At 68.6% G+C, this 25095-nt stretch carries 24 protein-coding genes; 7 read left to right on the forward strand and 17 right to left on the reverse strand.

Annotation, left to right across the window (positions count from 1 at the left end):
• Positions 1 to 127: 127 nt before the first annotated feature.
• Genes Y710_RS06940 through Y710_RS06960 form a run of 5 tightly spaced genes read right to left on the reverse strand, consistent with a single transcriptional unit; the run spans position 128 to position 5603 of the window.
• On the reverse strand, positions 128 to 1531 hold the full coding sequence (locus tag Y710_RS06940; protein WP_062366936.1) for a vWA domain-containing protein: 1404 nt from the start codon (positions 1529 to 1531) through the stop codon (positions 128 to 130).
• A 34-nt stretch (positions 1532 to 1565) separates the two neighbouring features.
• Positions 1566 to 2495 (reverse strand): AAA family ATPase, encoded by a 930-nt coding sequence (locus Y710_RS06945; RefSeq protein WP_006895974.1) that lies wholly within the window; start codon positions 2493 to 2495, stop codon positions 1566 to 1568.
• Positions 2492 to 3781 (reverse strand): glutamate-5-semialdehyde dehydrogenase, encoded by a 1290-nt coding sequence (locus Y710_RS06950; protein ID WP_006895973.1) that lies wholly within the window; start codon positions 3779 to 3781, stop codon positions 2492 to 2494. The genes Y710_RS06945 and Y710_RS06950 overlap by 4 nt, the downstream gene beginning before the upstream one ends.
• 26 nt (positions 3782 to 3807) lie before the next feature.
• A complete protein-coding gene (locus Y710_RS06955) occupies positions 3808 to 4917 on the reverse strand; it encodes a sensor histidine kinase (RefSeq protein WP_006895972.1) in 1110 nt (369 codons plus the stop codon).
• Entirely contained in the window at positions 4914 to 5603 is a 690-nt protein-coding gene (locus Y710_RS06960) for a response regulator transcription factor (RefSeq protein WP_039867249.1), read from the reverse strand. Before Y710_RS06960 ends, Y710_RS06955 begins: the two co-directional genes overlap by 4 nt.
• A 165-nt stretch (positions 5604 to 5768) precedes the next feature.
• On the opposite strand from Y710_RS06960, the gene Y710_RS06965 reads away from it, so the two are divergent.
• Positions 5769 to 6383, forward strand: a complete 615-nt coding sequence (locus tag Y710_RS06965; RefSeq protein WP_006895970.1) for a DUF305 domain-containing protein — start codon at positions 5769 to 5771, stop codon at positions 6381 to 6383.
• A gap of 405 nt (positions 6384 to 6788) precedes the next feature.
• On the opposite strand, the gene Y710_RS06970 is transcribed toward Y710_RS06965, so the two are convergent.
• The 5 genes from Y710_RS06970 to Y710_RS06990 form a co-directional block, all read right to left on the reverse strand.
• Entirely contained in the window at positions 6789 to 7190 is a 402-nt protein-coding gene (locus Y710_RS06970) for an NUDIX hydrolase (protein WP_269430979.1), read from the reverse strand.
• A 15-nt stretch (positions 7191 to 7205) separates the two neighbouring features.
• Positions 7206 to 7973: an HNH endonuclease family protein gene (locus Y710_RS06975; protein WP_006895968.1), complete on the reverse strand. Its 768-nt coding sequence runs from the start codon at positions 7971 to 7973 to the stop codon at positions 7206 to 7208.
• Between the two features lie 70 nt (positions 7974 to 8043).
• Positions 8044 to 8472, reverse strand: a complete 429-nt coding sequence (locus Y710_RS06980; protein WP_062367024.1) for a CBS domain-containing protein — start codon at positions 8470 to 8472, stop codon at positions 8044 to 8046.
• A gap of 238 nt (positions 8473 to 8710) precedes the next feature.
• Entirely contained in the window at positions 8711 to 10981 is a 2271-nt protein-coding gene (gene recG, locus Y710_RS06985; protein WP_062366938.1) for an ATP-dependent DNA helicase RecG, read from the reverse strand.
• A complete protein-coding gene (locus Y710_RS06990; RefSeq protein WP_062367026.1) occupies positions 10981 to 12636 on the reverse strand; it encodes a DAK2 domain-containing protein in 1656 nt (551 codons plus the stop codon). The genes recG and Y710_RS06990 overlap by 1 nt, the downstream gene beginning before the upstream one ends.
• 315 nt (positions 12637 to 12951) lie before the next feature.
• On the opposite strand from Y710_RS06990, the gene rpmB reads away from it, so the two are divergent.
• Positions 12952 to 13143: a 50S ribosomal protein L28 gene (gene rpmB, locus Y710_RS06995; RefSeq protein WP_006895964.1), complete on the forward strand. Its 192-nt coding sequence runs from the start codon at positions 12952 to 12954 to the stop codon at positions 13141 to 13143.
• A gap of 141 nt (positions 13144 to 13284) precedes the next feature.
• Positions 13285 to 14076 (forward strand): enoyl-CoA hydratase/isomerase family protein, encoded by a 792-nt coding sequence (locus tag Y710_RS07000; protein ID WP_006895963.1) that lies wholly within the window; start codon positions 13285 to 13287, stop codon positions 14074 to 14076.
• A gap of 10 nt (positions 14077 to 14086) precedes the next feature.
• Here Y710_RS07000 and Y710_RS07005 read toward each other — a convergent pair whose 3' ends face one another.
• Genes Y710_RS07005 through thiL form a run of 3 tightly spaced genes read right to left on the reverse strand, consistent with a single transcriptional unit; the run spans position 14087 to position 16280 of the window.
• Complete coding sequence (locus Y710_RS07005; RefSeq protein ID WP_006895962.1) at positions 14087 to 14764, reverse strand: uracil-DNA glycosylase; 678 nt, start codon at positions 14762 to 14764, stop codon at positions 14087 to 14089.
• The gene (locus tag Y710_RS07010; RefSeq protein ID WP_006895961.1) at positions 14761 to 15285 is read right to left on the reverse strand and encodes a gamma carbonic anhydrase family protein; all 525 of its coding nucleotides are present in this window, start codon (positions 15283 to 15285) and stop codon (positions 14761 to 14763) included. The genes Y710_RS07005 and Y710_RS07010 overlap by 4 nt, the downstream gene beginning before the upstream one ends.
• Before the next feature lie 17 nt (positions 15286 to 15302).
• Positions 15303 to 16280 (reverse strand): thiamine-phosphate kinase, encoded by a 978-nt coding sequence (gene thiL / locus Y710_RS07015; protein ID WP_062366940.1) that lies wholly within the window; start codon positions 16278 to 16280, stop codon positions 15303 to 15305.
• Positions 16281 to 16359: 79 nt separating this feature from the next.
• Between thiL and Y710_RS07020 the strand changes: the two genes are divergently transcribed.
• Positions 16360 to 16935 (forward strand): DUF3515 domain-containing protein, encoded by a 576-nt coding sequence (locus Y710_RS07020; RefSeq protein ID WP_062366942.1) that lies wholly within the window; start codon positions 16360 to 16362, stop codon positions 16933 to 16935.
• A 6-nt stretch (positions 16936 to 16941) separates the two neighbouring features.
• Here the strand turns inward: Y710_RS07020 and Y710_RS07025 are convergent, their stop codons facing one another.
• The gene (locus Y710_RS07025; RefSeq protein ID WP_062367028.1) at positions 16942 to 17952 is read right to left on the reverse strand and encodes an NAD(P)H-dependent glycerol-3-phosphate dehydrogenase; all 1011 of its coding nucleotides are present in this window, start codon (positions 17950 to 17952) and stop codon (positions 16942 to 16944) included.
• A gap of 126 nt (positions 17953 to 18078) precedes the next feature.
• Here Y710_RS07025 and cofC point away from each other — a divergent pair, with 126 nt between their 5' ends.
• Genes cofC through Y710_RS07040 form a run of 3 tightly spaced genes read left to right on the forward strand, consistent with a single transcriptional unit; the run spans position 18079 to position 21913 of the window.
• A complete protein-coding gene (gene cofC, locus Y710_RS07030; protein ID WP_062366944.1) occupies positions 18079 to 18810 on the forward strand; it encodes a 2-phospho-L-lactate guanylyltransferase in 732 nt (243 codons plus the stop codon).
• Positions 18811 to 18824: 14 nt separating this feature from the next.
• A complete protein-coding gene (locus tag Y710_RS07035) occupies positions 18825 to 21008 on the forward strand; it encodes an RNA degradosome polyphosphate kinase (protein ID WP_006895956.1) in 2184 nt (727 codons plus the stop codon).
• A complete protein-coding gene (locus Y710_RS07040; protein ID WP_006895955.1) occupies positions 21008 to 21913 on the forward strand; it encodes an NUDIX hydrolase in 906 nt (301 codons plus the stop codon). The genes Y710_RS07035 and Y710_RS07040 overlap by 1 nt, the downstream gene beginning before the upstream one ends.
• Before the next feature lie 85 nt (positions 21914 to 21998).
• On the opposite strand, the gene Y710_RS07045 is transcribed toward Y710_RS07040, so the two are convergent.
• The 3 genes from Y710_RS07045 to leuC all read right to left on the reverse strand — a co-directional run bounded on the left by Y710_RS07045 (position 21999) and on the right by leuC (position 24990).
• Positions 21999 to 22742 carry an HU family DNA-binding protein gene (locus tag Y710_RS07045; RefSeq protein WP_062366946.1) on the reverse strand — a complete coding sequence of 248 codons (744 nt, stop codon included), beginning with the start codon at positions 22740 to 22742 and terminating at the stop codon, positions 21999 to 22001.
• 183 nt (positions 22743 to 22925) lie between these two features.
• Complete coding sequence (leuD, locus tag Y710_RS07050) at positions 22926 to 23516, reverse strand: 3-isopropylmalate dehydratase small subunit (protein ID WP_006895953.1); 591 nt, start codon at positions 23514 to 23516, stop codon at positions 22926 to 22928.
• Between the two features lie 37 nt (positions 23517 to 23553).
• Complete coding sequence (gene leuC / locus Y710_RS07055) at positions 23554 to 24990, reverse strand: 3-isopropylmalate dehydratase large subunit (RefSeq protein WP_062366948.1); 1437 nt, start codon at positions 24988 to 24990, stop codon at positions 23554 to 23556.
• Positions 24991 to 25095 lie beyond the last annotated feature (105 nt).

Below are 25095 nucleotides of genomic sequence, written 5' to 3' on the forward strand. Positions count from 1 at the left end.
TCAACAGGCCTGGGAAGAGTCGCTCAAACAAGCCTGGGGAACGGTCGCTCAACCAGCGTGCAGAAGGGGCGCTCAGCCGGCCTGGGAAGGGTCGCTCAGCAGGCCTGGGGAAGGACGTGCGGGAGTGTCAGACCGGGAGCAGGTCGGCGATCACTCTCGACAGTTGGTCGGCGTTGCGGCACTCGAACATCTCGATCACCTCTGCATACTTGCCGGCGTCCGAGTCGCCGGAGTCCCACGACGACCGGCGTTCCGGGTTGAGCCAGTAGGCGTTGCGGACACGGTCGCGCATCGCGGCGAGGGCGTCGGCGTGCGTCGGGCGGAAGTTGTTGCGCGCATCGCCCAGAATCAGCAGCGCGCTCTTGTGCGTGAGCGAATCACCGTAGCGGGCGTTGAACCCCTTGAGCATGTGACCGTAGTCGGAGTGGCCGTCGCGCGTGCTGATCGAGGCCTCGGTCAGCATGCGGTGCATCCGCTCGCCGAACTGCTCGTCACCGCTGCCGCGGTCGAAGAACTCGGTGACCTCGTCGACCGTGTCGACGAAGGCGAACACCCGCACATGGGAGAACCGCTGGCGAAGGGCGTACACCAGTTGCAGCGTGAACTGACTGAACCCCGCGACCGAACCGGAGACGTCGCAGATCACGACCAGTTCGGGTTTGCCGGGCCGCGGCTTGCGGCGGCGCAGCTCGATCGGCACGCCGCCGGTCGACATCGAGGCTCGCAGCGTGGCCCGCACGTCCACCTGGCCGTGATGGTTGCGCCTGCGCCGGAACTCGAGCTTCGCGGCCAGCAAGCGCGCGATCGGTGCGATCGTGCGCCGCATCTTGGCCAGATCCTGCGGATTCGCCGAGAAGAAGTCGATCATCTCCGGCAGCTTCGGCACCGCGTACTGGCCGACGGCGTCGCGCCCGCGCACCTCGGCCATGCGGCGCTGCGTCTCGGTCGTCACCGCGTCCCGCAGCCGTTCGGTCGCGTCCCGAGCCGCGCGACGGCTCATCGGATCCGTGCCAGGCCGCCCGCCCGACTCCGTCGGCTCCCCGCCGGCCATCGCCGCCGCGATACGGGCGATCAACGTCTGCGGCGAGATCGCCGTCATCGCCTGATAGGTCGAGTACGCCTCACCGCGCGCGGACTCGTACTGTCCCACCTCGCCGACGATCATCGCGACCAGCTGGTCGAACCGGCCGTCGCTCATCGCCTCAGCATCGGCGAGCACATCCGCGGTCAGCTCCCGCAGGGCCTGCACGTCGACGTTGCCGTCCGCGTCGCGCGGAACCTCCATGGCCGACCGCCGCGCCGCCGAGCCGAGCGGGAACCACAGCTCGAAACACAGATCGAAGGTGTCGCGGTGAGTGTGGTCGCCCAGCAGCGTCGCAGCGAGCCCTTCCCGCAGCGAGTCGCGGTCGAGCAGATCGAGCACGCTCATCGCCTGCCCCGCGTCGATCAGACTCGACGGCCCCACCGTGATGCCGCGGCTGCGCAGGTCGTCCACGAAACCGGTCAGGGTGTCGACGAGCGGCTCCGTCATCGACTGCGTGATCCCATCAGTGACATCCCACCGCTCATCTGTCACCGAGTTTGAGTTCGCGCAGTGCGGTCTTCACATCCGGGCGGTGTTTGAGCACCACTCCCAGAGTCCGCGCCACCAGTGAGTCGTCGATCCGACCCGACGCGACGTCGGCGCCCGCGGTCATCGCCAGAAGGGTGTTGCCCCAGTCGATGGTCTCCGCCACCGACGGCTTCTTCTTGATGTCGAGGGTCCGCAGCACCCCGACGATCCGCACGATCTCCTCCGCCAGCCGGGCAGGCAGCTCCGGCACGCGGGAGGCGAGGATCTCCCGTTCGAGTTGTGCGTCCGGGAAGTCGATGTACAGGTACAGGCAGCGGCGCTTGAGCGCCTCCGACAGTTCGCGATTCGCATTCGACGTCAGGAGCACGATCGGACGGCGGACCGCGGTCACCGTCCCCATCTCCGGAATCGTGATCGCGAAGTCGCTGAGCACCTCGAGCAGCAGACCCTCGATGTCCACGTCGGCCTTGTCGATCTCATCGATCAGCAGCACCGTGGGCTCGGTCCGCGAGATCGCCGTCAGCAGCGGCCGTGCGAGGAGGAACTCCTCGGAGAAGATGTCCCCCTTCGTCGCATCCCAGTCCCGATGACCCGCCGCCTGGATCGCGAGGATCTGCTTGGCGTGATTCCACTCGTACAGCGCCCGGGCCTCGTCGATGCCCTCATAGCACTGCAGCCTGACCAGCTCCGAGCCGGTCGCCTGCGCCAGCGCACGGGCCAGCTCCGTCTTGCCGACACCCGCGGGGCCCTCCACCAACAGCGGCTTTCCGAGCCGGTCGGCGAGGAAGGCCGTGGTGGACGTCGCGTCGTCGGCCAGATAGCCGGTCTGCTTGAGCCGTGACCGGACGTCGTCGACCCCGGTGAACGCGGGCCGCACATCGTCACGCACGACGGGACCGCCGAGGTTCTCCGCCGCGCTCATGCGGGACGGATCTGTCCGTCGCCCCACACCAGCCATTTGGTCGAGGTGAGTTCCGGAAGCCCCATCGGCCCACGCGCATGGAGCTTCTGCGTCGAGATGCCGATCTCGGCGCCGAAGCCGAACTGCTCGCCGTCGGTGAACGCCGTGGACGCGTTGACCATGACAGCGGCCGCGTCGACACGCGAGGTGAACTCGTTGGCCGCCGAGAGACTTCCGGTGATGATCGCTTCGGTGTGACCGGTGCCGTACGTCGCGATGTGCTCGATCGCGGCGTCGATGCCGTCGACCACCTTGAGCGCGATGTCGAGCGAGAGGTATTCGCGGTGCCAGTCGTCCTCCGTGGCGGGTTCCATTCCGGGTTCCTCACCGTGGATCACCACTCCCTGAGCCTGCAGCGCAGAGGTGATCGGAACCAATGCTCGGTCGGCGATCTCGCGGTCGATCAACACGGTCTCGACCGTGTTGCAGACGCTGGGCCGACGGGTCTTGGCGTTGAGCACGATCCGGGTCGCGACGTCGACATCGGCATCCCGGTGGACGAAGATGTGGCAGTTGCCGGTTCCGGTCTCGATGGTCGGGACCTTGGCGTTCTCGACGATCGCGTTGATCAGTCCGGCACCGCCGCGCGGGATCACCACGTCCACCAATCCGCGCGCCTGGATCAGCGCGGTGACGCTCTCGCGGCTCTCGCTCGGCAGCAACGACACCGCGTTCGGGTCGATCTGGTGGTCGCGCAGCACTCCGCGCAGCACCTCCACCAGCGCCGCGTTGGACGCCGCGGCCGACGACGACCCGCGCAGCAGGACCGCGTTTCCGGATTTGAAGGAGATGCCGAAGCCGTCGACCGTGACGTTGGGGCGGGCCTCGTACACGAATCCGACCACGCCCAGCGGCACCCGCACCTGACGCAGTTCGAGACCGTTGGGCAGGGTCTTCCCGGCCAGTACCTCGCCGATCGGATCGGGCAGCGCCGCCACCTGGCGCAGGCCGCCGGTGATGCCCGCCACGCGCTCCGGGGTCAGACGCAGTCGGTCGACCAGCGACGCCTCGGTGCCTGCTTCCTCGGCGCGACGCACATCGTCGGCATTGGCTGCGAGAACGTCCTCGGCTGCCGAGTCGATTGCATCGGCGGCCGCCAGCAGCACGGCGTTCTTCTGCGCGGTCGTCAGTGGCCCGAGCGTGCGGGCGGCCTTCTTGGCGGCGGTGGCGAGTTCGGTGACCGCGGCCGTGACGTCTGCCGTCACGCCGGCGGTCGCGTCGACCGAATCGGCGGTGGGTGCACTCATGACTCCAGGGTAGCCGCGACGGCCGGTCACACCCGCGGCAGCCGCACGGTGAACGTCGCTCCCCTGCCGGGCCCGTCGCTCGCGGCCGACAGGCTGCCGCCGTGCTGTTCGACCAGAGCCCGCGCGATGGTGAGCCCGATCCCGCTGCCACCGTGGTCCCGATCGCGGGCGGTGTCAGCACGATAGAACCGGTCGAAGACGTGGGAGAGATGGTCGGAGGCGATACCGTCGCCGGTGTCGGCGACCTCGATGACGGCGTCCGGATCGGCACAGCGCGTCCGCAGCGTCACCGCGCCACCGTCAGGAGTGTGCCGCAACGCGTTGGCCAGCAGATTTCCCAGGACTTGGCCTATCCGTGCGGGGTCGGCGCGGACGGCTGTCGCCGCATGCGCCTCCACCCGCAGCGTCACTCCCTTCGCCGCATACGCCTCCCCCGCCGCGGCGGCCGCCGACTCCGCGAGTTCACGATCGGTGGTCCGCACCGGCATCACCGACAGCACGCCCTCCTGCGCCTGCGACACCGCGGTCACGTCCTCGGCGAGACGGCGCAGCCGGCCGGTCGCCGCATGCAGGATGTCCATCGTGTCGGCGTCCGGCCGCCGGACACCGTCCTCGACGGCTTCGAGATACGAGTCGATGGTGGCGAGCGGGGTGCGCATCTCGTGGGCGAGGTCCGAGAGCATCCGGCGGCGCGTCGCCTCGGTCTCCGCCAGCCGTGCGGCGAGCCGGTTCACCGCTGCGGCGAGCGCGTCGAACTCCCGTCCCATTCCGCCGCCGTGCACCCGCACGTCGTACCCGCCGTCCGCGATCCGGGCGGTCGACGCCGCCACCGCCGTGACGGTCCGTTGCGCGCGTCCGGCGAGGTACCAGCTCACCGCGAGCGCGGACACCGTGGCGATCACGGCGGCCAGTCCCCACGACACACCCACGGCAGCGGCGAAGGCGCGTTCGACGTGCATCGCCTCGCTCGAATCGCGGTCGATTCCCGCTTGACGCAGATGCTCATGGAAGATCCTCGGAGCGACGAGCCACGCGATCATCAGTGCGCACGCGGTGGTGGCGACCACGACCGCCGCCATCACGAGCATCAGTCCGGTGCCGACCGCGAACCGGCTCGGCCGACCGGTCGCGGTCATCGCCCGGTGCCCATTCGATAGCCGACGCCGCGAACGGTGCGCACATATCGTCCGTGGGCCGCGTCGTCGCCGAGCTTGCGTCGCACGTGGCCGATGTGGACGTCGACGAGGTGGTCGTCGCCGACCCATTCCGGGCCCCATACGGCGTCGATGAGACGACTGCGCGAGAACACCGTTCCGGGGGCCGACGAGAGCACCTCGAGAACATCGAACTCGGTGCGGGTCAGATGGACCGGCGCGCCTGCCACCCGCACCTCTCGGCCGGGAACGTCGATGGACAGGTCACCGACCACGCGGACCGTGCCCGACCGGCCCGCCGCCGCTCCGGCGAAACCGTTGCGAGGACGCCTCATCCGCGCCTGGATCCGTGCCGACAGCTCGCGCGGACTGAACGGTTTGGTCACGTAGTCGTCCGCCCCGATCGACAGCCCCACCAGCGTGTCGACCTCGTCGGCGCGTGCGGTCAGCATCACCACGTAGGCGTCGGAGAAGGTGCGCAGCCGGCGGCACACCTCCACACCGTCGAGTCCGGGCAACCCCAGATCGAGGACCACCACGTCGGGGTCCACACTTCGCGCGCGGGCCACCGCCTCGCCCCCGTCGCCGGTCACTGTGACCTCGAACCCATCCCGCTCCAGGTACGACGCCACCAGCGCCGCGATCGCCGCCTCGTCCTCCACCACCATCGCCCGTGCCGACATGGCCTCCATCTTGACCGGAATCCGGCCGGGATCTCATCTACCCGGGTGCCGACGGTCCGGAGCTTGAGCAAACCTTCACAGAAGGGTCATCGAACGAGGCGAGTCCGTGCGGCAGACTGGCTCGAGACCACCACGGAAGGAACGCTCATCGTGAGAACCCGACTCGCCGCCACCACGATCGCCGCCGCAGCTGTCATCGTCGGCGCCGCCGCGTGCAGCCCGAACGAGGAGGCCTCGGACGCCACCCACGACATGTCGAGCATGTCGGCCTCGCACGAGGCTCCGCATTCGTCGCAGGCGTCCGCCGGCACCGAACACAACGAAGCCGACGTGATGTTCGCTCAGATGATGCTCCCGCACCACGAACAGGCACTGGTGATGAGCGACATCATTCTCGCCAAGCCGGGTGTCCCGGGCAATGTCACGGCCCTGGCCAAGCGGATCAAGGACGCGCAGGGGCCGGAGATCGACAAGCTCAAGTCCTGGCTCACGGCATGGAACGAGCCGACGCATTCGTCGATGGACCACGAGATGGACGGCATGCTGTCCGAGGACCAGATCGCTCAGCTGCGCGCCGCACAGGGCACCGACGCCGCCCGGCTCTTCCTCACGCAGATGATCGAGCATCACGAGGGCGCGGTCGACATGGCCAAGGAGGAGATCGCCGACGGCAAGAACACCGACGCGGTCGAGATGGCCCGCGACATCGCCGACTCCCAGCAGTCCGAGATCGATGAGATGAAGGCGATGCTGAAGGGCTTGTGAGTCACCCCCAGGGTCATTGAGTGAGCGCAGCACCCCCAGGCTCATGCAGCATTCCCAGGCTCATTGAGCGAGCGCAGCATCCCCAGGCTCATTGAGCGAGCGCAGCGAGTCGAAATCCCCCACCCCCGGTTTCGACTCGCTGCGCTCGCTCAACCACCGAGCACGAGAGTTCGACCCGCCGCAGAGCGCACCCTCCCCCAGGCCTAATGAGGCGAGCACAACATCCGCTCGCTCAACCACCGAGCACCAGAGTTCAGCCCGCCGCCGAGCGCACCCTCCCCAGGCTTATTGAGCGAGGACGAGAGTTCAGCCCACCGCAGAGCGCCCTCCCCAGGGTTATTGAGCGAGCGCAGCGAGTCGAAATCACCACACCGACAGCCAAGCCGAGAGGAGTCGCTCGACCCTTCAATCGACGGGCGACAAGACGGGGAACACCGCGTCGCGCAACAGCGGTGCGATGTCGGCTCGGCTCCGGTCGGTGGGATCGACCCACGCGATCTCGGCGATCTCCGCACTCGCCGCGGGAACGCCGACCACAGGGTGCTCGAAGACCTCCGCGACGACGACGTGACCGGGTTCGTTCGCGGCGTCGGCTTCGAACGTGCCGAGAGCACGCAGTGAACTCTCATCCAGGTGCACTCCGAGTTCCTCCCGCGCCTCGCGTACCGCGGCTGACGCGAAACTCTCCCCCGGATCGAGCTTTCCGCCGGGGAACATGAACAGCGACGACCCGCGTTTGCGCACTACGAGCACGCGGCCCACCCGGTCGCGCATCACCACGGCGCTCACCACGATTCGACGATCCACTGTTCTCCCACCCGCTCAGCACGACCTCAGGACCGCACCGAGGATATCTCTCGACGGAACGTCGATCGGGAGTCCGTACGCGGTGAGGACGGCCACGAACTGGACCGCGTACTGGCAGTGAAAGGCACGCAGCGGCGGCATCCAGCGAGCCGGTTCAGCATCCGACTTCGCCTGGTTGCTGGCACCGTCCACCGCGACGAGGTTCGCCGGGTCGTTGGCGAACGACCATCGGCGCGGCGCCGGCCACCTCGACGCCCCCAGGTCCCAGGCGTAAGAGAGCGGAACGATGTGATCGATCTGCACTGCCGCCGAACCGCGACCGCGCTGGAATCCGATCGTCCGGCCGGTGTACGGGCTGGTCAGCGTGCCTGAGGCGACAGCACTCGGGCACGACGACGTACCGGTTCGCGCCGAAACCACGAGGTCGCGGGCGAGGATGTCGTTGCGGGTGTCGCAGGCATTGCCGCCGCCCCGCACCGCCGCATCGTCTGTCCACGCCGGACCGAAGGCGTCCCGGTCGTACGACGAGTCGTGAGGCGGCCGTCGGCCGAGGACGGGAAGCGCAGACAACGCGGCGCGCGCCCGTACAACGGCAGCCGCCGGCACCTTCGAAGGCGTGTGCGGAAGACCTGCCCCGACCGCGACCACTGCGGACGTGACCGCGAAGACCACGACGATCGTCCACTGCCGGACGGTGAGCCGAATCCGCCCGGGTCTGCGCCGCGACCGACTCCACCGCCATCGCTGAGCGGCCGCACGCGGCAGGCCGAGAAGACGCCCCATGCTCCTTAGACGCAGCCGCGACGGTCGCGGTTCCGCGACACGCGCTCAGCGCTGGATGTAGCGCACGCGCTCAGTGCTGGATATAGCGCACCAGATGTTCACGCTCGGTCTCCAGCTCATCGATCGCGCTCTTGACCACGTCCCCGATACTGATGATCCCGACCAGCGCCCCGTCGTCGAGGACCGGGAGGTGACGGACGCGGTGTTCGGTCATCGTCTCCCGCAGGCCCTCGATCTCGTCGCCGGGAGAGCAGGTGTGCACGATGGGAGTCATGATCCGGCCCACCGGACCGTCGAGGATGTCCGCGCCGCCCGAATGCAGCCTGCGAACCACGTCGCGTTCGGAGACGATGCCGGCGAGTGCACCGCCCTCGTCGATCACCACCACCGCCCCGATGTTCCACTCGTCGAGCGTCGCCAGCAGACTGCGCACCGTGGATGCGGCGCCCACGGTGATCACTCCGCTGCCCTTCTTGCTCAGGATCTGGGAAATCCGCATTTCGCCGTCCTCCACCCGTTCGGTGAGCTGAATTCGACATCTCCAGGGTCCGCCAAAACTCGCCGAAAGACCAGACCCTGTCGCACCGCTCCCGCGCCGGTTGACGAGCGGGTACGGGCGCGACGGGGTTCCCAGCCCGGGGATGCGGTGGTTTCGACTCGCTGCGCTCGCTCAACCAGCGGGAGGGGAGCCGCTCAACCAGCGCGGGCGGGAGCCGCTCGACCAGCGGGCGAGACGGTCACGACTTGTCGAGGTACTCGGCGCGGGAGGGCAGCAGGATTGAATGCACGAGATCGGCGAGTGGTTGGTGCGCCACCAGATCCGGATCGTCGAGCACGATCTGCTCCGCGAGGTCGCGGGCATCCGCGATGACCTCGGTGTCGTCGAGCAGCGAGAGGAAGCTCAACGAACTCTTGCCGCCCGACTGCAACGATCCGAGGATGTCTCCCTCGCGTCGCTGTGCGAGGTCGACGCGGGCGAGCTCGAAGCCGTCGTTGCTGGCCTCGACAGCACGGAGACGCTCCATCGACGGCCCCACGTCGCTCGCCGTCGTCATCAGCAGGCACAGCCCGGCATGACGACCGCGTCCCACGCGACCGCGGAGCTGGTGCAACTGGCTCACGCCGAACCGTTCGGCATTGACGATCGCCATCATGGTGGCGTTCGGGACGTCGACGCCGACCTCGATCACGGTGGTCGCGACCAGCACGTCCACGTCTCCGCGGGTGAAGCCGTCCATGACGTCGTTCTTCTCGTCGGCGGGCAGCCGACCGTGCAGGATGCCGATGCGGCGGCCCGCGAGCGGTCCCGCCTCCAACTGTTCGGCGAGGTCCAGCACGGAGACGGTGTCGTCGTCGGGCTCCTGATCCTTGGCGGCCTTCTTCGACTTCTTCACGTTGGTCTGTTCGTCGCCGATCTTGGTGCACACCACATACACCTGTCGGCCGGCGTCGATCTCCTCATTGGCCCGTGCCCAGACCCGGTCCACCCACTTCTGGTTGCGCATCGGCACCACGCTGGTGGCGATGGGCTGCCGGCCTCGCGGCAGTTCGGTCATCACCGACGTCTCGAGATCACCGAAGGTGATCATCGCGACGGTGCGGGGAATCGGAGTCGCCGTCATCACCAGGAAGTGCGGCCGGGTCTCGTCGCGACCCTTGGACCGCAGGACGTCGCGCTGTTCGACACCGAAGCGGTGCTGTTCGTCGACCACGACCATCCCGAGATCGAAGAACTCCACATGTTCTTCCAGCAGTGCGTGCGTGCCGATGACGATGCCCGCCTCCCCGGTGACCGCGTCGAGCAGCGTCTGGCGTTTGGCCGCGGTCCCGAGCGATCCGGTCAGCAGTCCGACGCGGGTCGCACCGTCGGCGGCGCCCAGTTCACCCGCTCGCGCGAGGTCTCCGAGCATCGTCATCACGGTGCGGTAGTGCTGGGCGGCGAGGACCTCGGTGGGTGCGAGGATCGCGCACTGGTGGCCGTTGTCGACCACTCGGAGCATCGCGAGCAGAGAGACGAGGGTCTTGCCGGAACCGACCTCGCCCTGCAGCAGCCTGCTCATCGGGTGCTCGCCGGCGAGGTCCTCGCCGATCTCCGCGAGAACGTCGCGCTGGCCGCCGGTGAGTTCGAACGGCAACCGTTCCAGGAGCCGATCCTCCAGGCCGCCGGGAACGTGCGGGCACGAGCGCGCCGACTCCGAGACCGCGCTCAAACGCCTGCGGGCGAGCTCGGTCTGCACGGCCAGCGCTTCGTCGAACTTCAGCCGAGCGCGTGCGGCCTCGATGTCGTCGAGGCTGTCGGGCAGGTGGATGCGGCTGATCGCCTCGTCGGCCGTGATCAGACCGCGTTCGGCGCGCTGCGCCTCCGTGAGCGGGTCCTCGGCGGGCACCGTGTCCGCCAGCACCTGCCGCACCGCACGCCAGATCTCCCAGGTCTGAACGTCTTTGGTGGCCGGATACATCGGGATGATGTCGCGCGAGAAGTTCGCGACGTCGTCGGGCGACGCCGTGGATCCATGCGAGCCCTTGCCCTCCGACTCTGCTTCCTCGGCGGCCAACTCGCCGATCATGGCGGCGTTCCCCACGACCTCGATGCCGTCGTCCTCGGGCAGCACCATCCAGTCCGGATGCGACAGCTGGATCTGGTCGCGGAAGAGCTTCACGGTGCCGGCGAGCGCGACACGGGTACCCGGTCGCAGCACCTTCTGGATCCATCGGGCGTTGAAGAAGCTCGCCTCGTAATCGGCGCGGCCGTCGTTGACCACGATCTTGAGAAACTGTCCGTACCTGCGCTTCATCTGGATCATCTGCGCCTTCTTGATGCGCCCGATCACAGTGATCCACTCGCCTACCTCCGGGCGCTCGGACTCCGACAGATGACCGCGCCGCAGGTACCGGCGCGGCACGTAGCGGAGCAGTTCACCGACCGTGGTCAGTTCCAGTCCGGCCAGTTTCTTCAGCAGCGCCGGGTCCACCGACGAGTCGGTCAGCGGCGAGGCGGCGCTCAGCATCATTCGACGCCGACCTGCAACAGGTGCGACGACTGTCCGGTCTCGTACAGCGCCAGTTCGATGCCCGGGTAGTGCGCGTGCAGATGCTCGGCAATAGCCTCCCGCGTCCGTTCGTCAAGGTCGCGGCCCGCGAGCCCGGTCACCAGCTCGCCGCCGGTCGCGAGCATCAGATCGAGCAGCGCGGTGGCCGCCTGCCGCTGCTCGGGTGCGATGACCAGCACATCGGAGCCGATGAGTCCGAGGGTGTCGCCGATCTCGCAGGTGCCTGCCAGAGTCATCATCTTGGTGTTGGAGTGCATCAATGAGCCCCAGCGCGTGTTCGCGGCCGCCTCGGCCATAGCGAAGGCGTCCACGTCGGGCTCTTCGACCGGATCGTGCACGGCCAGGGCGGACAGGCACTGCACCATCGACAGCGTCGGCAGGAAGACCACCGACCGTTGGGGCGAACGCGCCTGCGCGCCCACCTGTACCAGATCCTGCGAGGACATCATCCCGTTCCCCATCACGATGACGTGGGCGCTGTCGGTCGCGCGGATCGCCTTCGAGAGCGTCGCCGGATGGACGCCGTGATCGGCCCGGACCACTGCCGCTCCCGCCTCGGCGAAGAGTTGTTCGGCGCCGTCGCCGGTGACCAGGACGACGACGGCCCGTTTGAACCGCGGCGGCGGCTCGTTGGCCCCCGGCGCGGCACGGATGGCGTCGAGCGCGAAGCAGCTGATCCGGATGTCGGTGAGCCGACCCAGTTCGATCCCGGCTTCAACCGCGGCCCCGGGGTCGTCGGTGTGCACATGCACGGAGAACCGCTCGCCGTCGGCGGAGCTGTCGCCGACGATCACGACCGAGTCGCCGAGTTGTCCGAGCCGGTCGCGGAGCCCGCCGATCTGCGCTCCTTCGGCGCCGTCGAGCAGATACATCACCTCGAAGTCGGTGTCGCCGGCACCGCCGCACTCTCCGGTCTCGTGGCCCGTACCGTGCACACTCGAGGTGAGGATGCCGCGGTAGGCGCGGCGCTTGTTGGCGACGCCGGTGACGACCAGCACGAGCGCGTCGGCCATCGCCAGGAAGCCTCGTGCACCGGCGTCCACCACACCCGCGCTCGCGAGTTCGGGCATCTGCTCGGGCGTGTGCTCGAGTGCTTCGGCGCAGTCGTCGGCCACCGCGCGCGCCAGATCCGCCGGTGATCCGGCGACATTGGCCGCAGCCGAATCCGCCGCGACCTGCAGCAGAGTGAGAACAGTTCCCTCCCTCGGCTCGCTGACGGCACGCCGGGCCGCGAGGGCGCCGAGACGCAGCCCGTTCTTGCACAGTCGATTGAACCTGTGGTCGTTCTCGGCCATCGCGAGATCGACCGCGTCGGCGATCCCGACCAGGACCTGCGAGAGAATGACGCCGGAGTTGCCGCGAGCGCATCCGACGGCCGCCTCCGCGAGAGTGCGGGTCACCGCGGGCAGATCGGCCGCGCCGTCGAGTTCGTCGAGGACCGCGAGCGCGCCGGCCATCGTCTGCGCCATGTTGCTTCCGGTGTCCGAATCGGGGATCGGGAAGACGTTGAGGTCGTTGATCTCCGGACGCAGAGCCTCGAGGCCGTCGGCGCAGGCACGTGCCCAGTCCCTGATGAGCTGAGGATTGACCGCGGTACTGCTGTCTCCGGTCATCAACCGCACGACCACCCCGCCTTCCCGTCGCTCTCCGCCGGCCCGTCGCGATCCTCGTGCGCGGTCGCCGAACCGCCGGTGAACCTCGATGTGCCCCGAGGTTACCGCCCGCCCCCGACACTCGGACAGGTACTGTCGCGGCGTCTGGTCCGGGCCCCTCGCCGAGGTCGCCGGGACTCTCGCGTTCCGGCGCCGATTTGGACACCCGAGGTCTGCGCGGTTATTCTATTCGGGTTGCCGATCGTCGCGGCGCGCACCGCAGCGCCCGCTATCGGCTGACCACTGACCCAAGTTTTCTACCAAGGGAGTTCGATCATGGCTGCCGTTTGTGACGTTTGTGGCAAGGGCCCCGGCTTCGGCAAGTCGGTCTCGCACTCGCATCGGCGCACCAACCGCCGCTGGAACCCGAACATCCAGTCTGTGCGCGTCGAGGTCGCCCCGGGCAACAAGAAGCGCAAGAACGTGTGCACCTCGTGCCTCAAGGCGGGCAAGACCGTCAAGGCCTGAGCGCACCACGCGTCAGGAGATCGCCGTCCGGCAGTGCCGGGCGGCGATTTCGTCGTCTCCGGAGTCGCCGAGTGCACCTGTCCGGCGCGGACGGCAACCACCCGGACCGGCCGGCGACGAGCGTTCCGTAGAGTACTCGCCATGGCCTCTGATCTGATCCGCGTCGACGACGACGGCGTTCTGAACCTCACCATCTCGACCGGCGATGCGGGAACCGCTCTCGATCACGCTCTGGTCCTGGAGTCGCGCGAGGCGCTGCGCGCTGTCACCCGGGGAAAGCTCGAGGCGGGTGCGGTGCTGCTCCGCGGCGCGGGCAAGAACTTCTGCGCGGGTGGCAATGTCGCGGCGTTCGCGGCGGCCGACGACCGCAGCGACTACCTGCGGGGCCTGGCCGACGATCTGCATTCGACGATCGAGTTCCTCTACGAGACGGAGCTTCCGGTGGTCGCCGCGGTGAAGGGCTGGGCCGCCGGCGCAGGCATGAGCCTCGTTCTGCACGCGGACATCGCGATCGGCGGTCGCGCCACCAAGATGCGTCCCGCCTATCCCGGAATCGGACTGTCGCCCGACGGCGGCATGTCATGGCTGCTCCCCCGCGTCGTGGGCGCGGCCCGCGCACGGCACATCATCATGACCGACCAGATCCTGGACGCCGACCGCGCGCTGGACCTCGGCATCCTGTCGGAGATCGTCGACGACGCTTCCGTCGAGCAGACCGCCCACGACGTCGCGGCCGGGCTCGCCTCCGGACCGCGCGGCTCCTACCGCGCGATCCGCCGTCTGCTGCACCACAGCGCCACCAGCACCCTCGGCGATCAGCTCACCGCGGAGTCGGCCTCGATCGCAGCCCTCGGATCCACGCCCGAGGGCGTCGAGGGAGTCGACGCCTTCGTCGCCAAGCGCGCGCCGGACTACGCCGCCGCCCGCCGGTAGTCCGACCGGATCAGGGCAGACGCCAGTCCACCGGATCGCCGCCGAGATCGAGCAGTTCCTCGTTGGCGCGGGAGAAGGGTCGCGAACCGAAGAACCCGCGCGACGCCGAGAGCGGCGACGGGTGGGGCGATTCGATGACCGGGACGTCGGGCAACCACTTCACCAGCTGCCGGGCGTCGTTGCCCCACAGGATCGCCACCATGGGCTCGTCGCGCGCGGCCAGCGCTTTGATCGCGCACTCGGTCACCTCTTCCCACCCCTTGTTGCGGTGGGACGCCGGTTCGCCCGGGCGCACCGTCAGAACTCTGTTGAGAAGGAGAACGCCCTGCCGCGCCCACGGCGTCAGATCGCCGTTGGCCGGACGGGGATAACCGAGGTCTTCGCAGTACTCCTGGTAGATGTTCTGCAGCGATCGCGGAATCGGGCGGACGTCCGGCGCCACGGAGAAGCTCAGTCCCACAGCGTGCCCCGGCGTGGGATAGGGATCCTGTCCGACGATGAGAACCCGGACGTCATCGAAGGGCTGCGCGAACGCGCGCAGCACGTTCTCTCCGGCGGGCAGGTAGCGACGGCCGACCGCGATCTCCTCGCGCAGGAATCGGCCCATCCGTGCGACCGTCTCCTCGACCGGCGCCAGTGCCTGAGCCCAGCCGGGATCGATCAGCTCGGCCAACGGCTTGGCGCTCACGCGTCGAGCCTCCGGAGGCTCTTCCGGTAGTACTGGGCGTTCTGGTAGTAGAGCTCGGTGTTCTGCTGCAGATGGCCCTCCGGAACCTGATAGCCCTCGCGGAGGCGGGCCGGGACGCCGAGCACCATCGACCGCTCGGGAACCGTGAAGCCGTACGACACCACCGCACCGGCGCCGACCACCGAGCCCGCGCCGATCACCGAACGGTTCAGGACCACCGAACCCGAAGCGATCAGGCATTCGTCGCCGATCGTCGATCCCTCGATATGCGCGTTGTGCCCGACGACGCAACCGGCGCCGATCACGGTGGGCTCGGTGAAGGTGCAGTGCACCACCGTGCCGTCCTGGATGTTGGTGCGGTCGCCGACGGTGATGGTCCCGTAGTCGCCGCGGAGCACCGCTCCCGGCCAGATCGAGACCCCGTCGCCGAGCGTCACCGCACCGATGACGGTCGCGTCGGGATGAATGAAAACGTCTGTGCCGAGAACCGGCTCACGATCGCCGAGTGCGTAGACAGCCATACGTCGATCTAATCAGGTCAGGTCTCGGTGAACGATTGCCACCCGCGGATCTCTCCGACGGCCGCGCCGTCGATGCGGGCATCGGGCTCGCCGTCGGACACCGTCCCGATCACCGTCCAGCCCGCGGGGACAGCCGAGGGCTCGAAGGCCGCGAGCAGTTCGTGTTCCTCGCCGCCCGCGAGGGCCCATCGCGCGGGGTCGACGCCGAGCGCAGCCCCGAGTTCGGCGAGCCCGCGGACCTGGGGAACCGACGCCGAATCGATGTCGATCCGTACCTGCGAAGCCTCCGCCATCGTGATGATCTCCTCCACGAGGCCGTCGGAGACGTCGGTCATCGCCCGGGCGCCCGCCAGCGCCGCCACGCGCCCCTGACCCAGATCCGGCCGCGGGAGGCGGTAGGCCTCGACCAGGTCAGAGAACTGCTCCAGCAGAAGGGGATCCGCCCCGTGCTCGACGGCGGACAGAGCCGCCAGACCGCCTGCCGGACCGCCGAGCGGACCGCTGAGCGCGAGCACCTCGCCGCCGCGCGCACCCGACAGCGCCACCGCCTGCGTGCCGTCGAGAACACCGAGGGAGGTGACGGTCAGCACCACCTCCGACGAGGACACGAGGTCGCCGCCGAGCACCCGCGCCCGATACCTGTGGGTCTGGTCGACGATGCCGGCGTTGAGCTCGAGCACGCGCTCCACCGGGGTCTGCGGCGGGCAGCCGATCGACACGACGACGCCGGTGAGGACCCCGCCCATCGCCGCGATGTCGGCGGCGCTCTGGACCACCGCCCGTGCCCCGATCTGCCGCGGAGTCGACCAGTCGAACCGGAAGTGCCTGCCAGCGACCGCTGTGTCGGTGCTGACCACCACCGGTCCGGTGGGCGCGAACACCGCTGCATCGTCGCCCGACCCGATCACCAGATCGTCGGTGTCACCGACCGACGCCGCGGCAGTGGTGAACATCGCGACCAGCGCGCGTTCTCCGACTTCACCCACTGTCTTCATCGGGCCGATGCTACCGCCGGCGCACCGCGAACGGTCGCACCGATTTCCACGGACGCAGTCCATCGATCACACTGGCAGCATGAGCGACGGCACCGGGAACACTCCAACGGAGAAGGCTCAGGACGGCCAGACCGCGGCCGATGAGGGACCGCGATTCAGTCCGGCGATGATCGCCACCCTGGTGGCCGTCCCGGTCATGGTGATCGCCGGCTTCATCACGTACGCGGCGCTGCACTTCTCCGCCGACGACACCCCGCCGTCACCGGTCGAGTCGTACACGACCACCGCCGCCGACGCCGCCCGCTGCGCCGAGTTCATCAAGAAACTGCCCGATGAGCTCGGCGACTTCGAGGGCAAGTCGGTCGACGGGACCACCGTCCGATGGACCAGAGCCGACTCCGACCCGGTTGTGGTGCGCTGCGGTGTCGAGCGGCCCCACGAACTCGCGCCGACGAGTTCACTGCAGGTGATCAACCCGGTCCAGTGGTTCATCACCGACACGATCGAGGGCCGCGGTCAGGCGTACGTGAGCGTCGACCACCGCCCCTACGTGGCCGTGTGGGTGCCCGCGGGTGCCGGCAACGCGCCGATCACCGACGTCTCGGCGTTGATCGAGAAGAATCTGCAGCGAGCCCCGCTCGACTTCGGCCGCTGACGCGGTTCAGGCCCGCCCGTACACCTCCGGTTTGGTGCTGCGCCCGAGCAGGGAACTGACCATGTCCGACACCGACATGCCCTCGTGGCACACCTGATGGACGGCCTCGGTCAGCGGCATCTCCACCCCGTGCGCCTTCGCCAGCGCCAGCACCGACGAGCACGATTTGACGCCCTCGGCCACCTGCCCGTTGGTCGCCGCCTGAGCCTCGGCCAGGCTCGCGCCCTCGCCTAGGCGGGCACCGAAGGTTCGGTTGCGCGACAGCGGCGAGGAGCACGTCGCCACGAGGTCGCCGATGCCCGCGAGACCGGCGAGGGTGGTGATGTCGGCGCCCAGTGCCACTCCCAGCCGAATGGTCTCGGCGAGACCGCGCGTGATGATCGTCGCCAGCGTGTTCTCGCCGAAGCCCATCCCGGACGCCATGCCGCACGCGAGCGCGATCACGTTCTTCGCTGCTCCGCCGATCTCGCAGCCGACGACGTCGACGTTGGTGTACGGACGGAAGTATCCGGTGGCGAATGCCTCCTGCACACGAACCGCCTGGGCCTCGTCGACGCATGCGATCACGGTGGCGGCGGGCTGTCCCTGCGCCACCTCTTTCGCGAGGTTGGGTCCGGTCAGCACCGCGATCTGCCGAGCCGGGAACCCGGTGACCTCGGCGATCACTTCGCTCATCCGCTTACCGGAACTCGTCTCGACGCCCTTGGCGAGGGACAGCAGGATCGCATCGGCGGGCAGATGCGGTCGCCAGATCTCGAGGTTGGCACGCAACGACTGCGAGGGCACCGCACACACCACCAGTTCGGCGCCGGCCAGCGCCTCCTCCACGGAGCCGACGGCCCGCAGACTCTCGGGCAGCGCGATACCCGAGAGGTAATCGCGATTCTCGTGGGCGGTGTTGATCTGCTCCACCAGCTCCGGACGGCGAGCCCAGATCTTCACCTCGTTGCCCGCATCGGCGAGCACCTTCGCCACCGCGGTGCCCCACGATCCAGCACCCATCACTACTGCACGCACTCGCGACTCCTCCACCCACGACCGGTAACTGCGGTCCACCCTAGCGCCACCTCGCCACGGCTCAGCGCCGATCGCCGGGGTCGGCTCGACGGCCCGGCAGGCGGCCCGGCCCGTCGGTGCTGCACCATGGTGAACATGCGCGACCCGCTCCCGATAGCCGTCGTCCTGGCCGTGAAACGGCTGGACCACGCGAAGTCACGGCTGGCCGGGGCCCTGCCCTCCGACGAGCAGCGCCGGAGCCTGGTGACCGCGATGCTCGGCGACACGCTCGAGGCGGTCCGGGAGGCGGGCGTCGCGCAGGCGGCTGTCGTCACTCCCGACCCCGCCGTGCACGTCGCCGTCCGCGAGCACGGTGTCCGGGTACTCGACGAGCCCGAGGAGGCCGGCGACGCGCCGCACCGATCACCGTTGAACGCAGCGCTGGCGCATGCGATCGCGGCAGTCTCCCCGACCGCCGCGCTGATCGCCGCGTTGCAGGCCGACCTCGCCGCGCTCGACGCGCTCACGCTCGCCGAGGTACTGGACGAGGCGGCCGCAGCCATCGCCGGAGGCGCCCCCGCCGCCTTCGTCGCCGACCGCTCCGGAGAGGGCACGGCGCTGCTGGTGGTGCGCGCCCAGCACCCCGTCGAACCGCGATTCGGTGCCCGGTCGGCGTCGGCGCACCGAGCGGCCGGAGCGGTAGAGCTCGATCCCGGGCGGCTGCGGTGGGCCCGGCTGCGCACCGACGTCGACACGCCCGCGGATCTGGCCGCCGCGGTCGAACTCGGCGTCGGGAGACGCACGGGCGCGGCACTCCGGGCGTCCCGACACTCCGGTGAACCAAACCGTCCGGCTGACAGGACAGCATCGGACCGATAGTCCACAATTGACGCGTGAGTGCCACGGAAGAGATCGAGAACGAGTCCCAGACCGCCCTGCCCGCCGCACTGCCGGCCGAGACCGTGGATCCCGACGAAGCGGCGGACCTGCCGGCCGACCGGTACTTCAACCGTGAGCTGAGCTGGCTCGACTTCAACTCTCGCGTCCTCGCACTGGCCGAGGACGTCTCCCGCCCGCTGCTGGAGCGCGCCAAGTTCCTGGCCATCTTCGCGTCGAATCTCGACGAGTTCTTCATGGTGCGCGTCGCGGGCCTCAAGCGCCGCGACGAGACCGGCCTCTCGGTGCGCTCGGCGGACGGCCGTTCCCCGCGCGAGCAACTGCATATGATCGCTGTCCGCACCCAGAAGATCGCCGACCGGCATGCGCGCGTCTTCCGTGACTCGGTGCTCCCGGCACTCTCCGGCGAGAACATCAAGATCATCGGCTGGGACGATCTCACGGCCGCCGAGCGGGTGCGGATGCAGACGCACTTCCACAACGAACTGTTCCCGATCCTGACCCCGCTGGCCGTCGATCCGGCGCATCCGTTCCCCTACATCTCGGGTCTGAGCCTGAACCTCGCGGTGACGGTGAAGGACCGCGCCGAGGGCGGCGAGCACTTCGCGCGTGTGAAGGTGCCCGACAACGTCAACCGGTTCGTCCGGGTCGACCGTCTCGTCCAGCCGCAGGGCCCCGACGACGGGCCGCGCACCGCGCTCTTCCTGCCCGTGGAGAATCTGATCGCGGCCAATCTGCCGGAACTGTTCCCCGGCATGGAGATCGTGGAGCACCACGTCTTCCGGGTCACGCGCAACGCCGACTTCGAGGTCGACGAGGACCGTGACGAGGACCTGCTCCAGGCGCTCGAACGCGAACTGGCGCGCAGGCGGTTCGGTTCACCGGTCCGGCTCGAGGTCGGCGACGACATGACCGAGCACATGCTCGAACTCCTGCTCCGCGAGTTGGACGTCGACCCGGGCGACGTCATCCAAGTGCCTGGACTGCTCGATCTGACCTGTCTCTGGCAGATCTACGGGATCGACCGGCCGCAGTTGAAGGAGCGTCCGTTCGTGCCGGCCACCCACCCGGCGTTCGGTGAGCGGGAGACGCCGAAGAGCATCTTCTCGACCCTGCGCGACGGCGACGTGCTGGTGCATCACCCCTACGACTCGTTCTCCACCAGCGTCCAGCGATTCATCGAGCAGGCGGCCGCCGATCCGCACGTGCTGGCCATCAAGCAGACCCTGTACCGCACCTCGGGCGACTCGCCCATCGTCAACGCGCTGATCGACGCCGCGGCCGCGGGCAAACAGGTGGTGGCGCTGGTGGAACTCAAGGCACGGTTCGACGAACAGGCCAACATCCGCTGGGCGCGCACTCTGGAACAGGCCGGGGTGCACGTCGTCTACGGGCTCGTCGGTCTCAAGACGCATTGCAAAACCTGCCTGGTGATCCGTCGCGAGGGCTCGACCCTTCGCCGCTACTGCCACATCGGCACGGGCAACTACAACCCGAAGACGGCACGGCTGTACGAAGACGTCGGTCTATTCACCGCCGCACCGGAGATCGGCTCGGACCTCACCGACCTGTTCAACACGCTCACCGGCTACTCGCGCAAGCAGGAGTACCGGAATCTGCTGGTGGCGCCCCACGGCATCCGCACCGGCATCATCGAGCGGATCGAGGGCGAGATCGCGGCCCACCGGTCCGGAGATCCGGGGGCACTCATCCGGCTCAAGGCCAACGCGCTGGTCGACGAGCAGGTGATCGACGCGCTGTACCGGGCCTCACAGGCGGGCGTTCGCGTCGACGTAGTGGTGCGGGGCATCTGCGCGCTGCGACCGGGTGTGGAGGGACTCAGCGAGAACATCGTCGTCCGGTCGATTCTCGGCGAGTTCCTGGAGCATTCACGGATCCTGCAGTTCGGTGCCCAGAACGAGTACTGGATCGGCAGCGCCGACATGATGCACCGCAACCTCGATCGACGTGTCGAGGTGATGGTGCAGGTCCGTGACCGCAGGCTGGCCGCCGATCTGGAGGACATCTTCGAGTCGGCGCTCGATCCCCGGACCCGCTGCTGGGAACTGCAGCCGGACGGCACCTGGCGGGCCCAGCCGGCGGCCGGTGAGCAGGTCCGCGACCACCAGCGACAGATGATGACCCGTCAACGCCACCACGCCGACCCGACTGGATCCTGATGAGCCGGCCGACCCGTACCGTGTGGGCCGGAGGCGGCGTCCTCTGGAAGCCGAGCAAGTCGGCCGGCGTGAAGGTGGCGCTGGTTCACCGGCGGCGCTACGACGACTGGTCGCTGCCCAAGGGAAAGGCCGAACGCGGCGAGATCCTGCCGGTGACGGCCGCGCGGGAGCTCGTCGAAGAGACCGGCTACGAGGTGCGGTTGGGACACCGGCTGCGCACTGTCGGCTACCGTCTGGCCTCGGGGGTACCGAAACGGGTCTCCTATTGGGCGGTGGAGGCCGTCGGCGGAGGGTTCCACGCCAACCGCGAATGCGACGATCTGAAGTGGCTTCCGGTGGCCGACGCGATCGACGCGGTCAGCTACGACGCCGATCGCGATGTGCTGCACACCTTCGCCTCCCGGCCGGTGCGAGAGCTGCATACACTGATCGTTCTCCGGCATGCGTCGGCGGGGAGCCGCAGGGACTTCACCGGCGACGATCGCCTGCGGCCGCTCGACACGTGCGGGGTGGCCCAGGCCGCGGCGATCCGTGAGCTGCTCCCCCTCTTCGGCGCGCACCGCCTGCACGCCGCCGACCGGACACGGTGCGTCGACACTCTCGCGCCGCTGGCCGAATCGCTGCGCACCGAGGTGAAGCTGGAACCTGCACTGTCGGAGGAGTCCTTCGAGGCGGCTCCGGACGAGGCCTACCGCAGGATTCGACGACTGGCGAGCAAGACTGGGTCGGTGCACGCGGTGTGCAGTCAGGGCGGAGTCATCGCACCGTTGCTGCACCGGTGGGCCGAGGCCGACGGTGTGGAGTTGCCCGAAGCGGACAACCGCAAGGGCAGCGTATGGGTGCTGACCACGCGCGACGGCGATCTCGTCGCCGCCGATCACATCCCCAGTCCGCTCGCCGACTGACACACCGGACGCACTTCGGCCCCCGTCCACATCGTGCGGACAGGGGCCGAAGTGCGCAATACCCTTTGGCGGCAGGTGGATTCGGTCAGTCGTCGGCGCCCTTCGTCGGTGCGGACTTCTTGGCGGCGGCCTTCTTCGCCGGAGCGGACTTCTTGGCCGCCGTCGTCTTCTTGGCAGCAGCGGTCTTCTTGGCTGTCGCCTTCTTCGCCGGTGCCGTCTTCTCGGCCGCGGCGCTCGTGGCCGTCGTACCCGCGCCGGCGGTCTTCGCCGGAGCCGTCTTCTTGGCCGCGGTCTTCTTCGCGGGCGCCTTCTTCGCGGCGGCGGTCTTCTTCGCCGGCGTTGTCTTCTTCGCGGCGGCCTTCGTGGCGGCCGTCTTCTTCGCGGCCGTGGTCTTCGTGGCCGTCGTCTTCTTGGCCGTCGTCTTCTTCGCCGCGGTGGTCTTCTTCGCCGCAGCGGTGGACTTAGCCGGTGCGGCCTTCTTGGCGGTTCCGGAACCGGCGGCCGGTGTCGCCGACGCGCGCTTCACCGCGGGCTGCCCCGACTTGAGCTTCTGCTTGCCGGAGACGATCGCCTTGAACTGAGCACCCGGCCGGAAGGCCGGGATCGACGTGGCCTTCACCTTCACCGTTTCTCCGGTGCGGGGATTGCGTGCCACGCGCGCTGCACGACGGCGCTTCTCGAAGACGCCGAAACCGGTGATCGTGACGCTCTCACCCTTGTTCACGGCGCGAACGATGGTGTCGATCGCCTGCTCGACGAAGTTGGTGGCTGTCTTCCTGTCCGCATCGAGTCTTTTGGTGAGTTCCTCGATGAGTTCTGCCTTGTTCATCCGTACCTCCGCAGGATTCACACTGGCCGGGCGTGCCAGCTAATCCACACGGTAAACGGATCGTGGCGCAAAATAAGCCAACCAGCGCAAATTCACATGAGAAGTTCGGCCGCAGAACGCAAGCCTCACGGCGAGCGTCGAAATCGATTCTCGCCGTGAGGCTTCAGCGCCCGCGATCGCAGGTCAGGGCAGGGTGGTCGGCTTGAACGACGGACGCCGCGACTCGTACTCGGCGATCGCATCCGTCTGGCGGAGGGTCAGCCCGATGTCGTCGAGTCCCTCCATCAGGCGCCAGCGCGTGTAATCGTCGATCTGCAGCGGCACCACGAGATCGCCCGCGGTGACGGTCTTGTCCTCCAGACTGACCGTCAGCTCCAGTCCCGGCTCGGCCTCGAGCCGCTTCCACAGCAGCTCGACGTCGGACTGGGCCACCTGTGCGGCCACCAGCCCGGCCTTGCCGGAATTGCCGCGGAAGATATCGGCGAAGCGCGACGAGATGACGACGCGGAAGCCGAAGTCCATGAGTGCCCAGACGGCGTGCTCACGCGAGGAGCCGGTGCCGAAATCCGGTCCGGCGACGAGCACCGACCCCTTGCTCCAGGGCTCGTTGTTGAGAATGAAGTCGGGGTCGCCTCGCCATCCGGCGAACAGGCCGTCCTCGAATCCGGTTCGTGTGACGCGCTTGAGGTAGACGGCGGGGATGATCTGATCGGTGTCGACGTTGCTGCGCTGCAACGGAACTCCGACACCGGTGTGGGTGATGAACGGTTCCATCGTGTTTGACTCCTAGTCAGGCCTTGGAGAGGCTCGGTCAGTCCAGATCGGCGGGGGCGGCGAGCGTGCCGCGCACGGCGGTCGCGGCGGCGACGGCCGGCGACACCAGATGCGTGCGGCCGCCCTTGCCCTGGCGACCCTCGAAGTTGCGGTTCGACGTCGACGCGCAGCGCTCGCCCGGCGAGAGCTGGTCCGGGTTCATTCCCAGGCACATCGAGCAACCCGCCATCCGCCATTCGGCGCCGGCTGCCTCGAAGATCTCGCCGAGTCCCTCCGCGTCGGCCTGCGCACGGACCTTCATGGAACCGGGCACCACCAGCATCCGCATTCCGTCGGCCACCTTGCGGCCCTTGAGAACCTCCGCGACCGCCCGCAGATCTTCGATGCGTCCGTTGGTGCATGAGCCGACGAAGACGGTGTCGACCTTGACTTCGCGCAGCGGCATGCCGGGCGTCAAGTCCATGTACTCGAGCGCCCGAGCGGCCGTCTGCGCCTCGGTCTCGTCGGTGATGTCGGCCGGATCCGGCACGTTCGCACCCAACGGCAGACCCTGGCCGGGGTTGGTACCCCAGGTGACGAAGGGCGTCAAGGCGGAGGCGTCGATGTGGACCTCGCGGTCGAAGACCGCACCCTCGTCGGTCCGCAGCGAGTTCCAGTACTCCACGGCCGCATCCCAGTCGTCGCCGGTCGGTGCATGCGGACGGCCCTTGAGGAACTCGTAGGTCACCTCGTCCGGCGCGATCATGCCGGCCCGGGCACCCGCCTCGATCGACATGTTGCAGATCGTCATCCGGGCCTCCATCGAGAGCTTCTCGATCGCCGGACCGCGGTACTCCAGCACGTGTCCCTGTCCCCCGCCGGTGCCGATCTCCGCGATCACGGCCAGGATCAGATCCTTGCTCGTGACGCCGGGCGGCAGTTCGCCGTCGACGGTGATCGCCATCGTCTTGAACGGCCGCAGCGACAGCGTCTGGGTGGCCATCACATGCTCCACCTCGGAGGTGCCGATCCCCATCGCCAGCGCGCCGAAGGCGCCGTGAGTGGAGGTGTGGCTGTCGCCGCAGACGACGGTCATGCCGGGCTGGGTCAGTCCCAGCTGGGGACCGACGACGTGCACGATGCCCTGTTCCGCGTCGCCCATCGGGTAGAGGCGGACGCCGAACTCCTCGCAATTCTTGCGCAGCGTCTCCACCTGCAGGGCCGAGACCTGATCGGCGATCGGGCTGAAGATGTCGACGGTCGGGACGTTGTGGTCCTCGGTGGCGATGGTGAGGTCCGGTCGACGCAGCTTCCGGCCGGCCATCCGGAGGCCGTCGAAGGCCTGCGGACTGGTCACCTCGTGCACGAGGTGCAGGTCGATGTAGATCAGGTCGGGGTTGGTGTTGCCGCTCGCATCGGCCTCTCCCGGAACGACGACGTGGTCGTCCCAGACCTTCTCGGCCAGCGTGCGCGGATTTCCGGCGCTCTGCGTCATGAGCTCACTCGCATCTTCTAGTAGTTCCACTTCGAGTCGGGAGACGCGACCGGGAGGTCCGGGCTGTGGACCACCTCGGCCGGGCCTGCGCCCCTCGACTTTCAA

This window comes from Gordonia sp. QH-12 (assembly GCF_001578675.1).
Classification (GTDB): domain Bacteria; phylum Actinomycetota; class Actinomycetes; order Mycobacteriales; family Mycobacteriaceae; genus Gordonia; species Gordonia sihwensis.

Excerpts from the sequence above, each read along its gene's own strand:
- Y710_RS06955 (WP_006895972.1), bottom strand. The coding sequence starts at position 4,917 with ATGACCGCGACCGGTCGGCCGAGCCGGTTCGCGGTCGGCACCGGACTG.
- Y710_RS06980 (WP_062367024.1), bottom strand. The coding sequence starts at position 8,472 with ATGCGGATTTCCCAGATCCTGAGCAAGAAGGGCAGCGGAGTGATCACC.
- Y710_RS07045 (WP_062366946.1), bottom strand. The coding sequence starts at position 22,742 with ATGAACAAGGCAGAACTCATCGAGGAACTCACCAAAAGACTCGATGCG.
- recG (WP_062366938.1), bottom strand. The coding sequence starts at position 10,981 with ATGCTGAGCGCCGCCTCGCCGCTGACCGACTCGTCGGTGGACCCGGCG.
- cofC (WP_062366944.1), top strand. The coding sequence starts at position 18,079 with ATGGTGAACATGCGCGACCCGCTCCCGATAGCCGTCGTCCTGGCCGTG.
- thiL (WP_062366940.1), bottom strand. The coding sequence starts at position 16,280 with ATGAAGACAGTGGGTGAAGTCGGAGAACGCGCGCTGGTCGCGATGTTC.
- rpmB (WP_006895964.1), top strand. The coding sequence starts at position 12,952 with ATGGCTGCCGTTTGTGACGTTTGTGGCAAGGGCCCCGGCTTCGGCAAG.
- Y710_RS06975 (WP_006895968.1), bottom strand. The coding sequence starts at position 7,973 with ATGGGGCGTCTTCTCGGCCTGCCGCGTGCGGCCGCTCAGCGATGGCGG.
- Y710_RS06945 (WP_006895974.1), bottom strand. The coding sequence starts at position 2,495 with ATGAGCGCGGCGGAGAACCTCGGCGGTCCCGTCGTGCGTGACGATGTG.
- Y710_RS07020 (WP_062366942.1), top strand. The coding sequence starts at position 16,360 with ATGAGCGACGGCACCGGGAACACTCCAACGGAGAAGGCTCAGGACGGC.
- Y710_RS07010 (WP_006895961.1), bottom strand. The coding sequence starts at position 15,285 with ATGGCTGTCTACGCACTCGGCGATCGTGAGCCGGTTCTCGGCACAGAC.
- Y710_RS07040 (WP_006895955.1), top strand. The coding sequence starts at position 21,008 with ATGAGCCGGCCGACCCGTACCGTGTGGGCCGGAGGCGGCGTCCTCTGG.
- Y710_RS06990 (WP_062367026.1), bottom strand. The coding sequence starts at position 12,636 with ATGACCGGAGACAGCAGTACCGCGGTCAATCCTCAGCTCATCAGGGAC.
- Y710_RS06960 (WP_039867249.1), bottom strand. The coding sequence starts at position 5,603 with ATGGTGGTGGAGGACGAGGCGGCGATCGCGGCGCTGGTGGCGTCGTAC.
- Y710_RS07000 (WP_006895963.1), top strand. The coding sequence starts at position 13,285 with ATGGCCTCTGATCTGATCCGCGTCGACGACGACGGCGTTCTGAACCTC.
- Y710_RS06950 (WP_006895973.1), bottom strand. The coding sequence starts at position 3,781 with ATGAGTGCACCCACCGCCGATTCGGTCGACGCGACCGCCGGCGTGACG.
- leuC (WP_062366948.1), bottom strand. The coding sequence starts at position 24,990 with ATGACGCAGAGCGCCGGAAATCCGCGCACGCTGGCCGAGAAGGTCTGG.
- leuD (WP_006895953.1), bottom strand. The coding sequence starts at position 23,516 with ATGGAACCGTTCATCACCCACACCGGTGTCGGAGTTCCGTTGCAGCGC.
- Y710_RS06940 (WP_062366936.1), bottom strand. The coding sequence starts at position 1,531 with ATGACGGAGCCGCTCGTCGACACCCTGACCGGTTTCGTGGACGACCTG.